The sequence below is a fragment of the Janibacter sp. Y6 genome, assembly GCF_040900765.1.
GTDB lineage: Bacteria > Actinomycetota > Actinomycetes > Actinomycetales > Dermatophilaceae > Marihabitans > Marihabitans melonis.
In genome coordinates, this window is sequence record NZ_JAKLYZ010000003.1 from 133,562 (window position 1) to 147,642 (window position 14,081).

At 74.1% G+C, this 14,081-nt stretch carries 13 protein-coding genes; 10 read left to right on the plus strand and 3 right to left on the minus strand.

Annotated elements, in window-relative coordinates:
* Window positions 1–12: 12 nt before the first annotated feature.
* Both L6241_RS08205 and L6241_RS08210 read right to left on the minus strand, forming a co-directional pair.
* Window positions 13–543 (minus strand): Rv3235 family protein, encoded by a 531-nt coding sequence (locus tag L6241_RS08205; protein ID WP_368245692.1) that lies wholly within the window; start codon window positions 541–543, stop codon window positions 13–15.
* Window positions 540–1,364: a LysM peptidoglycan-binding domain-containing protein gene (locus tag L6241_RS08210; protein ID WP_368245693.1), complete on the minus strand. Its 825-nt coding sequence runs from the start codon at window positions 1,362–1,364 to the stop codon at window positions 540–542. The genes L6241_RS08205 and L6241_RS08210 overlap by 4 nt, the downstream gene beginning before the upstream one ends.
* Before the next feature lie 186 nt (window positions 1,365–1,550).
* Between L6241_RS08210 and L6241_RS08215 the strand changes: the two genes are divergently transcribed.
* Window positions 1,551–2,093: a hypothetical protein gene (locus L6241_RS08215; protein ID WP_368245694.1), complete on the plus strand. Its 543-nt coding sequence runs from the start codon at window positions 1,551–1,553 to the stop codon at window positions 2,091–2,093.
* Between the two features lie 31 nt (window positions 2,094–2,124).
* Here L6241_RS08215 and L6241_RS08220 read toward each other — a convergent pair whose 3' ends face one another.
* The gene (locus L6241_RS08220; RefSeq protein ID WP_368245695.1) at window positions 2,125–2,337 is read right to left on the minus strand and encodes a helix-turn-helix domain-containing protein; all 213 of its coding nucleotides are present in this window, start codon (window positions 2,335–2,337) and stop codon (window positions 2,125–2,127) included.
* Between the two features lie 177 nt (window positions 2,338–2,514).
* Between L6241_RS08220 and L6241_RS08225 the strand changes: the two genes are divergently transcribed.
* From L6241_RS08225 to L6241_RS08265, 9 genes are all read left to right on the plus strand, one after another.
* The gene (locus L6241_RS08225) at window positions 2,515–3,195 is read left to right on the plus strand and encodes a hypothetical protein (RefSeq protein ID WP_368245696.1); all 681 of its coding nucleotides are present in this window, start codon (window positions 2,515–2,517) and stop codon (window positions 3,193–3,195) included.
* Window positions 3,192–4,487, plus strand: coding sequence for a CpaE family protein (locus L6241_RS08230; protein ID WP_368245697.1), 1,296 nt, complete (start codon window positions 3,192–3,194; stop codon window positions 4,485–4,487). The genes L6241_RS08225 and L6241_RS08230 overlap by 4 nt, the downstream gene beginning before the upstream one ends.
* A 29-nt stretch (window positions 4,488–4,516) precedes the next feature.
* Window positions 4,517–5,941: a wax ester/triacylglycerol synthase family O-acyltransferase gene (locus L6241_RS08235; RefSeq protein WP_368245698.1), complete on the plus strand. Its 1,425-nt coding sequence runs from the start codon at window positions 4,517–4,519 to the stop codon at window positions 5,939–5,941.
* Window positions 5,938–6,354, plus strand: coding sequence for a hypothetical protein (locus L6241_RS08240; RefSeq protein ID WP_251718574.1), 417 nt, complete (start codon window positions 5,938–5,940; stop codon window positions 6,352–6,354). Before L6241_RS08235 ends, L6241_RS08240 begins: the two co-directional genes overlap by 4 nt.
* Window positions 6,355–6,419: 65 nt before the next feature.
* Window positions 6,420–6,722 (plus strand): hypothetical protein, encoded by a 303-nt coding sequence (locus L6241_RS08245; RefSeq protein WP_368245699.1) that lies wholly within the window; start codon window positions 6,420–6,422, stop codon window positions 6,720–6,722.
* The gene (locus L6241_RS08250) at window positions 6,719–7,216 is read left to right on the plus strand and encodes a hypothetical protein (protein WP_252974977.1); all 498 of its coding nucleotides are present in this window, start codon (window positions 6,719–6,721) and stop codon (window positions 7,214–7,216) included. Before L6241_RS08245 ends, L6241_RS08250 begins: the two co-directional genes overlap by 4 nt.
* 4 nt (window positions 7,217–7,220) lie before the next feature.
* Window positions 7,221–7,712, plus strand: a complete 492-nt coding sequence (locus tag L6241_RS08255) for a DUF2505 domain-containing protein (RefSeq protein WP_068273563.1) — start codon at window positions 7,221–7,223, stop codon at window positions 7,710–7,712.
* 86 nt (window positions 7,713–7,798) lie between these two features.
* Window positions 7,799–12,583: an NAD-glutamate dehydrogenase gene (locus L6241_RS08260; RefSeq protein WP_368245700.1), complete on the plus strand. Its 4,785-nt coding sequence runs from the start codon at window positions 7,799–7,801 to the stop codon at window positions 12,581–12,583.
* On the plus strand, window positions 12,580–14,040 hold the full coding sequence (locus L6241_RS08265) for a sensor histidine kinase (RefSeq protein ID WP_368245701.1): 1,461 nt from the start codon (window positions 12,580–12,582) through the stop codon (window positions 14,038–14,040). Before L6241_RS08260 ends, L6241_RS08265 begins: the two co-directional genes overlap by 4 nt.
* The last annotated feature ends 41 nt before the right edge of the window (window positions 14,041–14,081 follow it).

A 14,081-nucleotide genomic window follows, 5' to 3' on the forward strand; every position in this document is an offset into this window, starting at 1 on the left:
CGAGACCCGCGCTCAGGCCACCTGTAGGGCCGTGACGACCCAGCGTCCGTCACGGCCCTCCAGCCGTATCGCCATGGCGCGCAGCCGCCCGCCGTCGTGCACGACCAGGCTGGCCTCGGCGACGTCGTCGCGCGGGTGGCAGACCCGCGCGGTGCGGACCCGGACGCGGCGGACCACGCCTTCGCCCTGACGAAGGGGGTGACCTGCCCGTCGGGCGGCGAGGGCGCCACGCCGGGCGACGACGGTGTAGACCTCGGGTGAGGTCCACCGCAGCACCTGCGCCGGCGGCCGCGCCCCGTGCATGACCTCGACGACGGCCTGGCCCACGTGGGCCGCCCAGGCCTGCGCGTCGGGGAGCTCGTCGGCCGGGGTCGGCTGGATGCCGAAGACGGCCTCGTCGCTGGCCATCCGGAAGTCGACGGCCAGCGCGTCCTGGACGTACGGGGTGCGTGGGTCGCGCCGGTCTGCCTCGTCGGGGGTGGGGAGCGGGACGCCGACCGGGCGCGCCGAGGGCGCGGGCACGATGTGGATCGGCGTGCTCATCGCGCGGTCCACCCCGCGGCGGGCAGCGGGTCGGGTGCGTGCAGGACGGTGCCCGGCAGCACGAGGTCGGGGTCGTCGCCGATGACGGACCGATTGGTCTCGTACCAGTGCGGCACGGCCGCGGCGACCTCCGCCGGGGTCGCGCGGGACCCGAGGTGACGCTCGACGACGTCCCACAGGCAGTCGCCGCGGCGCACGACGTGGGTCTCGCCCGGCTCGTGCGCCGGGGCCGCTCGACCGCCGATGACCTCGAGCGAGGGCTGCTGCACCGGCCGCGGGCGGTGAGGGGTCCAGCCCGCCGACGGCGCGACGGCGGGGGGAGCGGCCGACCTCTCGTGCGGCACCGCCGTCGCCCGCCACGAGGCGTCGGGGACCGCGGTGGGCGCGGTGGCGCGCCACCCCGGGTCGGGAGCGGAGGCCGAGGGTGAGCCTCCGGGGTGCTCGCCAGGGCCGGGCGTGCCGGTCGTCGCGGCGCTCGCGGACACGCTCGCACCGGGCAGGACTACGGCGACGCTGCTCGTCGTGACGACGAGGGCGAGCCCCTGGCGCAGGACGGCGGGGGTGACCCGGTCGGCCAGGCGCGCCACGAGGCGCCCGAGCCGGCCCGGCAGCCGGGCGGCGACGTGGAGCCCGCTCAGCGCGCAGAGCCATCCGGCACCCGCGCAGGCCGCGACGGCGCACAGGGCGAGCAGGACCGAGCCGGGATCGGAGCGATCGAGCTGAGCGAGCGTCGTCCGGCAGGCGGCGGCGAGTGCGACCGTCGCCGCCGTGGCGGCGACGAAGAAGCCGAAGAGCGCTCCTCGGCCGGTCTTCGTGCTCATCGTCCTCACCTCTGCGTCGCCGGGCTGGTGATCTGCCGGCGATCATCAATCGCCGTCAAACGACAGCAAACAGCACCAAATGGCATCGGGCAACAGGGTGAGCGACGAGCGGTCGTCACGTCGCGCAGCCCACGCCTCTGCGCGCGCGCCCGGCGGGGGAGCCGGCGCGCGGGCAGGATGTCGCTCATGCGCTGGGACCGTCTCTTCGACGACCTCGAGTCGCAGCTCGCCGCCCAGGAGCGTCTCGAGCTCGACAGCGAGGTCGCCGAGCGCACCCGCCTCGAGCGCTCGAAGGTGTCGCTCACCGACCGGCTGGTGGGGTCGACGGGAGCTGTCGTCGGAGTGCACCTGCTCGGCGGGCGGCGGCTCGAGGGGGTGCTCGTCGACGCGGGGTCGGGGTGGTTCGTGCTCGAGGCGCGCTCGCGCCCGACGCTCGTCGTCACCGGCGCCGTCGTCTCCCTGTCCGGGCTGGCCCGGCGGCCGCGCAGCACGGCGAGCGCACGGCGGCTGACCCTGGGCTACGCGCTGCGAGGGGTGAGCCGGGACCGCCGGGTCGTGCACGTGCACGACGTCGGGGGAGGGCTGACGACGGGCACGATCGACGGGGTCGGGGCCGACGTCGTCGACGTCGGCGAGCACCCCGTGGACGTGCCGCGGCGGGCGGGCGACGTGCGCTCGGTGCGGGTCCTGCCGCTGGCGGCCCTCGCGGCCGTCGCCGACGCGGGGTGAGGGTGCTCAGCCCCTGGGCGAGCAGGCGGGGTCAGCCGTCGCGCTGGGAGTCGACGAAGGCCTTGGTCTGCGAGTACATCCGCTCGATGTAGGCGTCGAGCTCGGTGAGCTCGACGCGCCACTGGCCGCGCCCGCCGACCTTGATCGCCGGCAGCTCTCCGCTGCGCACGAGGGCGTACGCCTGGGCAGCGGAGATGTCGAGGGTCTCGGCGACATCGCTCAGCGGGACGAATCTCTTGGCCATGGTCTCTCGCACGACGGGCAGGACGGGAGCCGTCAGTCTGCCACTGCTCGGGCGGGGTGCGCCGGAGCCTGTGGAGACCGCGTGCCGCGGGCCCCGACCTGGGCCATAGTGGGGCACGCAGCCTGCGGGCGTCGCCGAGGACACCCGCCCGTCACCGACGAGAGCCAGGGGAGCACCGTGAGCGCCGATCTGCCTGCACCGACCGCCCGACGACTCTCCGCGCCGAGCTGGAAGGACAGCCGTCTGCTCGTCGGCATCGTGCTCGTGCTCGCCTCTGTCGTGCTCGGGGCCCTGGCGATCGGCGCGGCCGACGAGCGGGTCGGGGTGTGGGCCGCGGCCTCGGACATGACCCCGGGCGACCCCGTGCGCGAGAGCGACCTCGTGCGCGTGGACGTCTCGCTCGGTGACCAGGCGGGCAAGTACCTGCAGACCGGGCACGAGTTCCCCCAGGGCGCGACGATCGACCGCGAGCTGCGCCAGGGCGAGCTCGTGCCCCGCTCCGCGCTCATCGACCGCGGCGACCTCACCGTCTTCCCGACCGTCGTCCACGTCCCCGCGACCGATCTCAGCGGACTGGCGAAGGGGTCCCGCGTCGCGATCTACGCCGCCGCGCCCCTCACCTCGCAGGACAAGCAGGCGGGCAGGCGACCCGAGTACACCGAGCTGCTCAGCCCGGTGACGGTGCACCGCGTGCCGACGCAGGGCGGCACCGTCATCGGCGGCAGCAGCGCGGACTCCTCCGTCGAGCTGCTCATCCCCGAGGACGAGGTCGAGCGGGTGCTCTCCGCGGACACCGACGCCGACCCACCCCTTCGCGTCGTCGCCAACGGCGGCACCCTCGCCGAGGTCGCGGAGTGATCGACGTCCTCGTCGCGGTCGGCCACGGCTGGGAGAGCCGGCTGGTCACCGCGATCGACGAGGTCCCCGGGGTCCGGGTGGCGCGGCGGTGCCCGGACCTGGCCGACCTGCTCGCCGCCGTCGCCGCCGGCCACGGCGACGTCGCCATCGTCTCGGCCGACCTGCGGGGCGTCGGACGCGACGCCGTCGCCCGGATGTCGGGCGACGGCGTGGCCGTCGTCGGGGCGTCGGCGGAGGGGGACGAGCCCTCGGAGCGAGTCCTGCGCCAGCTCGGCGTCGAGACCGTCGTCCACCCGGGTCTCGACCGCGACGAGCTGCGCGAGCGCCTGGGCACGGCAGCCCGCAGCATCGGCCGACGCGCCGACGAGACGGAGGCCGACGCCGTCGGGCCCGGCGGGGTGGGCGACGACGACACCGTGACCGACGACGAGCCGGTCCGTGGCCGGGTAGTCGCGGTCTGGGGCCCGACCGGTGCGCCCGGCCGCACCACCGTGGCGGTCGGGGTGGCCAGCGAGGCGGCGGCGCTCGGGGTGCCGACCGTGCTGCTCGACCTCGACACGTACGGTGCCTCGGTCGCCCAGGCGCTGTCGATGCTCGACGAGTCGCCGGGCATCGCGGCGGCGGCCCGGGCGTCCGAGCTGGGCACCCTCGACCTCGTCTCGCTCGCGCGCCTCGCCCCCGAGGTCGCCCCGGGGCTGCGGGTCGTCTCCGGCGTCGTCAGCCCGCAGCGATGGCCCGAGCTGCGTGCCTCGGCGGTCGAGCAGGTCCTCGAGCTGGCGCGGGGGCTCGCCCCGCTCGTCGTCCTCGACCTCGGCTTCTGCGTCGAGGAAGACGAGGAGCTCTCCTACGACACGGCGGCGCCGCGTCGCAACGCGACGACCCTCACCGCGCTCGCGGTCGCCGACGACCTCCTCGTCGTCGGTGCGGGTGACCCCGTCGGCCTGCAACGGCTCGTCCGGGCGGTGCAGTCGTTGGCGTCGGTGCCGAGCCCGCAGCCACGCACCGTCGTCAACAGGGTCCGCGCCGCCGCGGTCGGGCCCGACCCGCAGCGACGGATCTCCGAGTCGCTCGAGCGCTTCGCCGGCCTGACCGGGCTCGTCTTCGTCCCGGACGACCCCGCGGCGACGGACGCGGCGATGCTCGCGGGTGCGACCCTCGCCGAGAGCGCCCCGAGCAGCCCGGTCCGTCTGGCCCTGCGGGCGCTGGCCGCCGACCTCCTCGACGTCGAGGTGCCGCGGGCCGAGCGCCACGAGCGGCGTGGGCTGCGGCGGGCCCGCACGAGGAGCAGGTGAGCAGGCAGGCCCCGTGCGACGATGACCCGGTGAGCCAACGACTGTCCGCCCTCGACTCGTCGTTCCTCTACCTCGAGGACGCCACGCTGCCGATGCACGTCGGGTCGGTGATGATCTTCGAGCCCCCACGTGACGGCTTCGACTACGACAGCCTCGTCGAGCTCATCGCCGAGCGCATCGCGAGCTCGCCGCGCTACCGCCAGCGCGTCCAGAGCGTGCCCGCGCGGCTCGCGAACCCCGTGTGGGTCGACGACGAGGACTTCGACCTCACCTACCACGTGCGCCGCTCCGCGCTCCCGCGTCCGGGTGACGACGAGCAGCTCGAGGAGTTCGTCGCGCGGATCACCTCGCGCCCGCTCGACCGCAGCCGTCCGCTGTGGGAGCTCTACTTCGTCGAGGGGCTGACTGGCGGCCGCTTCGCGATCGTCAGCAAGGCGCACCAGTCGCTCGTCGACGGCATCAACGCCGTCGACGTCGGGCACCTCCTTCTCGACCCCGACGGGGTCCACCCGGGCGAGGAGACCCGCCGCCCCACCGGGTCTCCCAGCCCCCTTCGCCTCGTCGCCGACGCCGTCATGGACTCGGTGCGCCGACCCAGCCAGGTCGCCGACAACGTCCGCGGGGGTCTGCGCGACGTCTCCGAGACCGGGCGGCGCGCCCTCGGCCTGGCCGGCGGGCTCGTCTCGACCCTCGCCCAGGTCGGCACGCGCCCGGCCCCGCAGTCGCCGCTCGACGTCACCGTGTCGGGCACCCGTCGGTGGGTCATGGTGCGCACGGACCTCGCGGACTACCGCCGCATCCGGACCAGCCTGACCCGTGGGCGCTACGTCGAGGACGTGACGATCAACGACGTCGTCCTCGCGACGATCACCGGTGCGCTGCGCACGTGGATGCAGAACCGCGGCGAGCACCTCAGCTCGACCGCCGTCATCCGCGTGATGGTCCCGGTGAGCGTCTACGACGAGTCCGGCGACCACCGCTCCGGCTCGCGCCTCACCGCGTGCTTCGTCGACCTGCCCGTCGGCGAGGCCAGCCCGTCGATGCGCCTGCACCAGATCGCCTTCTCGATGCGCCAGCAGATGGAGACCACGCAGGCGGTCGACGCCGCCTCGCTGTCCTCGCTCGGCGGCTTCGCGCCGCCCACCCTGCACTCGCTCGGCGCCCGGACCGGAGCGGCGATGACCCGGCGCCTCTTCAACCTCGTCGTGACCAACGTGCCCGGCCCCCAGCAGCCCCTGTACGCCGGGGGAGCGCGGCTGCTCGCGACCTACCCCGTCATGCCTCTCTCGCGCGGGCAGGCGCTCGCCGTGGGGCTGACCTCCTACGACGGGTCGGTCTACTTCGGGCTCAACGCCGATCGTCACGCGATGCCCGACCTCGACGTGCTCGCCCAGGCGGTCGACGAGGCTCTCACGGAGCTGCGGGAGAGCCCGCGGGGCGGGGGCCGGTCGTGAGCGTGCGCGTCTACCTGCCGCTGGTCATGTCCGACCTCGCCGCCGTGCAGACCTCCGGCGCGGTCCCGCTCTCTGCGCGCCGGACCGCGCACGCCGTGACAGCGGGCGACCGGGCAGACCACCCGGGCGAGGACGAGGAGGACCTCGAGTTCGAGGCGACCTGCCAGGCCCTCGACAGCGCCGCAGATCGCCGCCGGACGACGGGTGAGCGCCGCGTCGTCATCGCCGCCGACGTCGCGTCGGTGGTCGAGCAGGACGCGTGGACCGTCGTCGTCGAGGCCCCCGTCGCCCTGTCCGACGTGGTGTCCTTCCACGTCGAGGAGAGCACCGGCACCGCGCTCGGTGAGGGCTACGACGACCTCCTCTGGTACGACGTCACCGAGCTCGACCAGCTCGTGGCCGAGGCGGGCTGACCGGCGGGCGGCCCTGTGGGCGACCCGGCGGCCGTCGGCGACGTGACGGATACGCTGACGGCACCATGCCAGGACACCCCGAGCCGCAGCGTCTGACCGAGCTCGCCACCGAGGTCGGCGGTCTCGGGCGGCTCGCCCGGGCCGCCGGCGACGAGCTCCTCGACAGCCTCGTCATGGTGGGCGACCACGGCACCCAACGGGTCGTCGACGACGCGGTCGACGCCCTCGTGAGCGAGCTGCGCGGGGTCGACGCCGAGTGCGCCGAGCTGGCCTACGTCCTCGGCAGCACCGGCACCCGGGGCGAGGCGGGCCGCGGCGCCTCCAGCGCGGCGGGGCGCACCGAGGGCCACGCCCGAGAGGTCCGATGAGCGCCGCGCTGCTGGGTGACGCCGCGTCGGTCTCGGCCCTCGTCGCGTCCTTGCGACGACGGGCCGGCGACCTCGAGATCCGGGCCGACGAGGCCGACGGCGCCCACGTCGCCGCAGGGCCGGGGTGGGTCGGTCGCGTGGCCGTCGGGCACCGCCGCCGGGTCGACGCCGTGACGGCGGCCAGCCGCGGTGCGGCTGCGCGGATGCGAGAGCTCGCCGACGCCCTCGACGACTTCGCCGCAGCGCTCGGCGAGGCGCAGCACGACCTGCGCCGCGCGAGCGACGAGGCCCGCTCGCACGGGCTCGTCGTGCAGGACGGGCAGGTGCTGCCCGGGTGGGGCATCTCCGGCGAGGCCGACGGCAGCGCGGACGCCGAGCGTGCCGAGACGGCCGAGCGGCTGGGCCGACGGCTGCAGCGCAGCGCGGTCCTGCTCGAGCGCCGCCGAGCGGCCCTGGCCCACCGCGCCGAGGAGGTCTCGAGATGGCTACCGTGAGGCCATGCGCTTCCACCGTGCCTACAGCTTCGACGCCCCCTGCGAGCAGGTCTACGACCTGCTGATGGACGAGGGCTTCCAGCGCGAGCGGGTCGCCCGGACCGGGACCGACCCCCGCGCCGAGGTCACCCGCGGCTCCGATGCCGACGTCGTGAGCATCGTGCTCAACCTGCCCACCGACGGTGCGCCCGGCCCGGCGAAGAAGTTCCTCGGCGACTCCCTCACCGTCACCGACGACCGCCGCTGGGAGAGCGACGCCGCGTCCGACGGCGCCCGACGCGGCACGGTCGTCGTGCGGGTCAAGGGCGCGCCCGTGACGATGGACGGCACCCTCTCCCTCACGCCCGAGGGGCAGGGCTGCAGCCTCGTCGTCGAGGGCGACCTCAAGTGCTCCATCCCGCTCGTCGGGCGCTCGCTCGAGGGTCAGATCGCCGAGGTCATCGGGGGCTTCGTCGACAGCGAGGCACGCGCGGTCAGGCGGCGTCTCGGCGCGTGACGGCACGGCGCTAGGCTGGGTGCTGCGAGCCGACGAGGACGTCGGCCACCCGCCGTCGAGACCGCAGATCAAGGATGCCCGAGCACATGGTTCCGCTCTCCGCCGACTCGTCCTCCACCGTCGCCGAGGGGGCCGCCACGGCGGCCGCCGCGGCGGGTGAGGACCCCACCTTCGTCCGCCGCTACCTGCGGCACGTGGACCCGGCCGAGGTCTCCGGCCGACCACCCGAGGACCTGCTCGCCCTCGCGAGCCGGCACCGCTCTGCCGCCGAGCGGCGCTCGGCCGGGCAGTCCCACCTCCACGTGAGCGCCGGCTCGGTCGACGTCGTCACCGACGACCGTCCCTTCCTCGTCGACTCCGTCGTCGGGGCGCTCGAGCGCCTGGGCCACCGGGTCACCCTCGTCATCCACCCGCAGTTCGCCGTCCGCCGCGACGACGACGGCCGCATCGTCGACCTGCGCGACGCCCCGACGGGCGGTCAGGGCGTCGCCGCCGGCGAGCTCGCCGAGTCGTGGATGCACGTCGAGACCTCCGCGTCCGCCGCCGACGACGAGGTGCTGACGACGACGGTGCGCGACGTCCTCGACGACGTGCGCTGCGCCGTCCAGGACTGGGAGGCCATGCAGCAGCGCGCGCTGGAGCGCGCCGACGAGATCGCCGCGTCCGGTGACCACGACGAGCCTGACGAGGCCGCCGAGCTGCTGCGCTGGCTGACCCGCGACCACCTCACCTTCCTCGGCATCCGCGACTACACCGTGACCGACGCCGGCATGGAGCCCGTCGCAGGGTCCGGTCTCGGTCTGCTCGCCGACGACGCGTACACCCTCAACGAGGCCGAGCGGCGCCTGGCGCAGGACCGCGTCGGCGTGCGCATCGGCAAGGGCAGCGCACGCTCGACCGTGCACCGCACCGCCTACCCCGACCACGTCGCCGTGCGGTGGCAGGGCAGCGACGGCTCGCTGCGCGAGACCCGCGTCGTCGGGCTCTTCACCTCGAGCGCCTACACCGAGCCGGTCATCACGATCCCCGTCGTCTCGGCCAAGGTCACCTCGATCCTGCACACCGCCGGGTGGAGCGAGGACTCGCACTCCGGCAACCGGGTCCTGCGCCTGCTCGAGACCTTCCCCCGCGACGAGCTCTTCCAGGACGACGTCGAGCACCTCGACCAGGTCGTGCACTCGATCCTGCGCATCGAGACCCTGCGCCAGACCTCGCTCTACCTGCGCGGCGACGCGCAGCGCCAGTACGTCACCGCCCTCGTCTACCTCTCGCGCGACCGCTACACGACGACGGTGCGCCACCGCATCGAGGAGGTCCTGCTCACCGCGATCGGGGCCGACGAGGCGACCTTCACCGCCCACGTGAGCGAGGACTCCCTCGCGCGGCTGTACTACGTCCTGCGCCGCACCGACGGCAAACCGGTCTACACCCCGTCCTCGGACGAGGCCGGGTCGCTCGGCGACCGGGTCGCCGCCGCCTCGCGCACGTGGACCGAGCACCTCGCCGCCGCCGCCGAGGAGCGCCTGGGCGATCGCGCAGAGGCGATGCTCGCCCCCTTCGTCCACGGCTTCCCCGTCGACTACCAGGACGACTTCGACGCCGCGCAGACCGTCGCCGATCTCAAGAACCTCGTCTCCATCGACGAGGACCACCGCTTCGAGTGCGTCCTGTACGACCCCCGTCGCGGCCACGGTCGCGACGACGGCGCGACGGTGCGCCGCTTCAAGCTCTTCAGCATCGACCGGGTCTCCCTGGCCCGCGTCATGCCGCTCTTCCACGACCTCGGGCTCGAGGTCGTCGACGAGGAGCCCTACGTCGTCACCCGCTCCGACGGCGAGCGCATCGGCGTCTACGACTTCGGCCTGCGGGTCGACGACGCGGGGCTGTGGGAGCAGCACACCCACGAGGAGCTCCGCGAGCTCGTCGAGAGCGCCGTCACCGCGGTCTGGTCGGGCCGCGCCGAGTCCGACGCGCTCAACTCGCTCGTCGTCTCCGCCGGTCTCACCTGGCGCCAGGTCGCCCTGCTGCGGACCGTCGCGCGCTACCTGCGCCAGACCCGCACGACGTGGAGCCTGCGCTCGCTCGCCGAGGCGCTCACCGAGCACACACAGATCGCCCGTGAGCTCGTCGCGCTCTTCGACGCCCGATTCGACCCCGATGTCGACGGTGACGTGCAGGCGCGCGAGGCGGCCCAGGCCGAGATCCGCGGCCGGATCGACGAGCTGCTCGACGACGTCGCCTCGCTGGCGCACGACCGGGTCATCCGTTCCTTCGTCGGCGTGATCGCCGCGACGCTGCGCACGAGCTACTACCAGCACGACGAGCAGGGCGAGCCGCTGCCGCGGATCAGCCTCAAGCTCGAGCCGCGCAAGGTGCCCGACATGCCCAAGCCGTGGCCCGCCTACGAGATCTGGGTGTGCTCGCCGATGGTCGAGGGCGTGCACCTGCGCTTCGGCGCGGTCGCCCGTGGCGGTCTGCGCTGGAGCGACCGGCGCGACGACTTCCGCACCGAGGTGCTCGGCCTCGTCAAGGCGCAGATGGTCAAGAACGCCGTCATCGTGCCGACCGGCAGCAAGGGCGGCTTCTACGGCAAGCAGCTGCCCGACGTCTCCGCCGACCGCGAGGCGTGGATGGAGGCCGGCCGGGCCGCGTACCGGCAGTTCATCTCCGGTCTGCTCGACATCACCGACAACCGGGTCGGCTCCGAGGTCGTCCCGCCCGAGCGCGTCGTCCGCGTCGACGGCGACGACCCCTACCTCGTCGTCGCGGCCGACAAGGGCACGGCCACCTTCTCCGACCTGGCGAACTCCGTCGCGCAGGAGTACGGCTTCTGGCTCGACGACGCCTTCGCCTCCGGCGGCTCGATCGGCTACGACCACAAGGGCATGGGCATCACGGCCCGTGGCGCGTGGGAGTCGGTCAAGCGGCACTTCCGCGAGATGGGCGTCGACACCCAGAGCGAGGACTTCACCGTCGTCGGCATCGGCGACATGTCCGGCGACGTCTTCGGCAACGGGATGCTCCTGTCCGAGCACATCCGCCTGCTCGCGGCCTTCGACCACCGCCACGTCTTCCTCGACCCGGACCCCGACGCGGCGAGCTCCTTCGCCGAGCGCCGGCGGCTCTTCGACCTGCCGCGCAGCTCGTGGGCCGACTACGACACCTCGCTCATCAGCGAGGGCGGCGGCGTGTGGCCGCGCTCGGCGAAGTCGATCCCCGTGAGCGAGCAGGCCGCGGCCGCGCTCGGTCTCGACGGCGCGACCTCGCTCGCGCCGAACGACCTCATCCGCGCGATCCTCCTCGCGCCGGCCGACCTGCTGTGGAACGGCGGCATCGGCACCTACGTCAAGGCGCAGAGCGAGAGCCACGACGAGGTCGGCGACCGCTCCGGCGACGCCTACCGCGTCGACGGCGCCCAGCTGCGGGCGAAGGTCGTCGGCGAGGGCGGCAACCTCGGCGCCACCCAGCGCGGTCGCATCGAGGCCGCGCAGAGCGGCGTGCGGATCAACACCGACGCCGTCGACAACTCGGCCGGCGTCGACACGAGCGACCACGAGGTCAACATCAAGGTCCTCCTCGGCGACGTCGTGCGCGAGGGCGGTCTCGACGAGCCGGCGCGCGTCGACCTGCTCGCCTCGATGACCGACGAGGTCGGCGAGATGGTCCTGCGCGACAACTACGAGCAGAACGTCCTGCTCGGCAACGCGCGCGCCCAGGGCGGCTCGATGCTCTCGGTGCACGAGACCTTCATGACCGATCTCGAGGAGCGCGGCGAGCTCGACCGCGAGCTCGAGTTCCTGCCGAGCAAGACCGAGGTCGCCCGCCGTCAGGAGGCCGGGCAGGGGCTCACCTCGCCCGAGCTGTCCGTGCTCCTCGCCTACAGCAAGCTCGCGCTCAAGGCCGACCTGCTCGAGTCCGCGACGCCGGACGACCCGGCGACCGAGGACATGCTGCTCTCGTACTTCCCGCAGCGCATCCGGGACGAGTACGGCGACCAGGTGCTCGCGCACCCCCTTCGCCGCCAGATCGTCACGACCGTCCTGGCCAACGACGTCGTCAACCGCGGCGGCATCACCTTCGTGCACCGCGCGGTCACCGAGACCGGTGCGACGCCCGAGCAGGTCGCCCGGGCCTACGTCGTCATCCGTGAGGTCTTCGGTCTCGACGACTACGTCGCCGAGGTCGAGGCGCTCGACACCGTCGTGCCGACCGAGGTGCAGACGCGGCTCTACCTCGAGTTCCGTCGGCTGCTCGACCGCGGGGTGCGTTGGCTGCTCGCCGCGCGCCCGGGTCGGCTGGCGATCCGCGAGGAGATCGAGCGCTTCGCGCCGGTCGTCGCCGAGCTCGGCTCGAGCGTCGGCGGCATGCTCCAGGGCTCGGAGGCGAAGCGGCTCGAGGACAACACGGCCGACCTCGTCGAGCGGGGCGTCCCCGAGCAGCTCGCGGCCCGGGCCGCGTCGCTGCTCGACGGCTACTCGCTGCTCGACATCACCGACATCGCCGCCGACTCGGGGCAGACGCCGGAGCAGGTCGCCGAGCTGTACTACCTCGTCTCGGAGCGCTTCGGCATCGACGACCTGCTGCTGCGCGTCACCGCGCTGCCGCGCGTCGAGCGGTGGGACAGCCTGGCCCGCGGTGCGCTGCGCGACGACCTCTACGCGACGCTGCAGGCGCTCACCCGCTCGGTGCTCGAGTCGAGCTCCGAGCTCAGCGACCCGACGCCCGAGGAGCGGTGGCAGAGCTGGCTCGACGGGCACGACGAGTCGTGGGAGCGCGTGCGCACCTCGCTCGCCGGCATCCGCGCGCTGTCGGCGCCGACCGTCGCCGCCCTGTCCGTCGCGCTGAGGATGCTGCGCTCGGTGACGCGGTGACCCCAGTCCGCACGACGACCGAGGTCTTCGCGGCCAGCGGTCTGACGCAGGCCGAGGTCGAGCGGCTGCGGCTGGTCCTCGAGGACTGGCAGCTGCTCGCCGACCTCGGCTTCTGCGACCTCGTCATGTGGGTGTGCCTCGACGAGGGCTGGGTCGCCGTGGCCCACGCCCGCCCGATGACGGGGCCGATGGCCTTCGTCGACGACATGATCGGGCGCCACGCCTTCGACGACCTGCGCGAGGTCATCGACGCCGCTGCGGACGCGGGGCAGTGCATCGACGCCGACGGCCTCGAGGGCACGACGAAGGTCGCCGCCGTGCCCGTGCGGCTCGGCGGGCGCACGGTCGGCGTCGTCACCCGGCACCAGCCGGGTGGTCGTGACCGCTCGACCAGCCCGCTCGAGCGCACCTACGGCGAGCTCACGGACACGCTGAGCGAGATGCTCGTGCGGGGGGAGTGGCCCTCGGCGTCGGCCCCGACGGGCCAGCGCCGCGGGGCGCCCCGGGTCGCCGACGGGGTCATCCAGCTCGACGAGCGGGGCGAGGTCCTCTTCGCCAGCCCGAACGCCGTGAGCGCGATGCGCCGCCTCGGGCACGACGGCCAGATCCTCGGCGCGGTGCTCGCGCAGGCGATCGGCGGCCTGCCCCGTCTCGACGGCCCGCTCGACGAGGGCCTGGCCATCGTCGTCATGGGCCGCGCCGCGTGGCGGGCCGAGGTGACGGCGGGCGGTCAGGCGGCGACCCTGCGGGCCCTCCCGCTGACCCGGGGCGGCGTCCGGCAGGGCGCGATCGTGTTCATCCGCGACATCTCCGACCTGCGGCACCGCGACGAGCAGGTGCTCAGCAAGGACCAGACGATCCGCGAGATCCACCACCGGGTGAAGAACAACCTGCAGACTGTGGCGGCGCTGCTGCGGATGCAGGGGCGTCGGGTCGAGGACGGCGAGGGTCGTCAGGCGCTGCGCGAGGCGGAGCGCCGCGTCGGGGTCATCGCGATGGTCTACGAGACGCTGAGCACCGGCTTCTCCGAGGAGGCCGACTTCGACGAGATCGCCGTGCGCGGGCTGCGCGGCATCATCGAGGTCGCGCGCACCCAGGGCTCGCTCGACTCACGGGTCGAGGGCAGCTTCGGCTGGATGGGCCCGAACGAGGCGACCTCCGTCGCGCTCATCCTCTCCGAGCTCATCCAGAACGCCGTCGAGCACGGCGTGCCCGACGGGGGAGCGATCGTCGTGCGGGCCGAGCGCACCGCGGCGGACGGCGAGGACATCCTTCGGGTGAGCATCACCGACGACGGGGCGGGACTGCCGGCGGGCTTCCGGCCCAGCCGGGCCGGGCTCGGCACCCGGATCGTCACCTCGATGGTGCAGGACCTGCGCGGCACGATCCGCTGGGAGGACAACCCCCAGGGCGGGACGACCGTGCGCTTCAGCGCCCGGCTGCGTCAGCGCAGCTGACCCCGGGCGACGGGAGAGCCGGTGGCCGCTCCGTGAGGAGC

Excerpts from the sequence above, each read along its gene's own strand:
- L6241_RS08205 (WP_368245692.1), bottom strand. The coding sequence starts at position 543 with ATGAGCACGCCGATCCACATCGTGCCCGCGCCCTCGGCGCGCCCGGTC.
- L6241_RS08210 (WP_368245693.1), bottom strand. The coding sequence starts at position 1,364 with ATGAGCACGAAGACCGGCCGAGGAGCGCTCTTCGGCTTCTTCGTCGCC.
- L6241_RS08215 (WP_368245694.1), top strand. The coding sequence starts at position 1,551 with ATGCGCTGGGACCGTCTCTTCGACGACCTCGAGTCGCAGCTCGCCGCC.
- L6241_RS08220 (WP_368245695.1), bottom strand. The coding sequence starts at position 2,337 with ATGGCCAAGAGATTCGTCCCGCTGAGCGATGTCGCCGAGACCCTCGAC.
- L6241_RS08245 (WP_368245699.1), top strand. The coding sequence starts at position 6,420 with ATGCCAGGACACCCCGAGCCGCAGCGTCTGACCGAGCTCGCCACCGAG.
- L6241_RS08250 (WP_252974977.1), top strand. The coding sequence starts at position 6,719 with ATGAGCGCCGCGCTGCTGGGTGACGCCGCGTCGGTCTCGGCCCTCGTC.
- L6241_RS08255 (WP_068273563.1), top strand. The coding sequence starts at position 7,221 with ATGCGCTTCCACCGTGCCTACAGCTTCGACGCCCCCTGCGAGCAGGTC.
- L6241_RS08260 (WP_368245700.1), top strand. The coding sequence starts at position 7,799 with ATGGTTCCGCTCTCCGCCGACTCGTCCTCCACCGTCGCCGAGGGGGCC.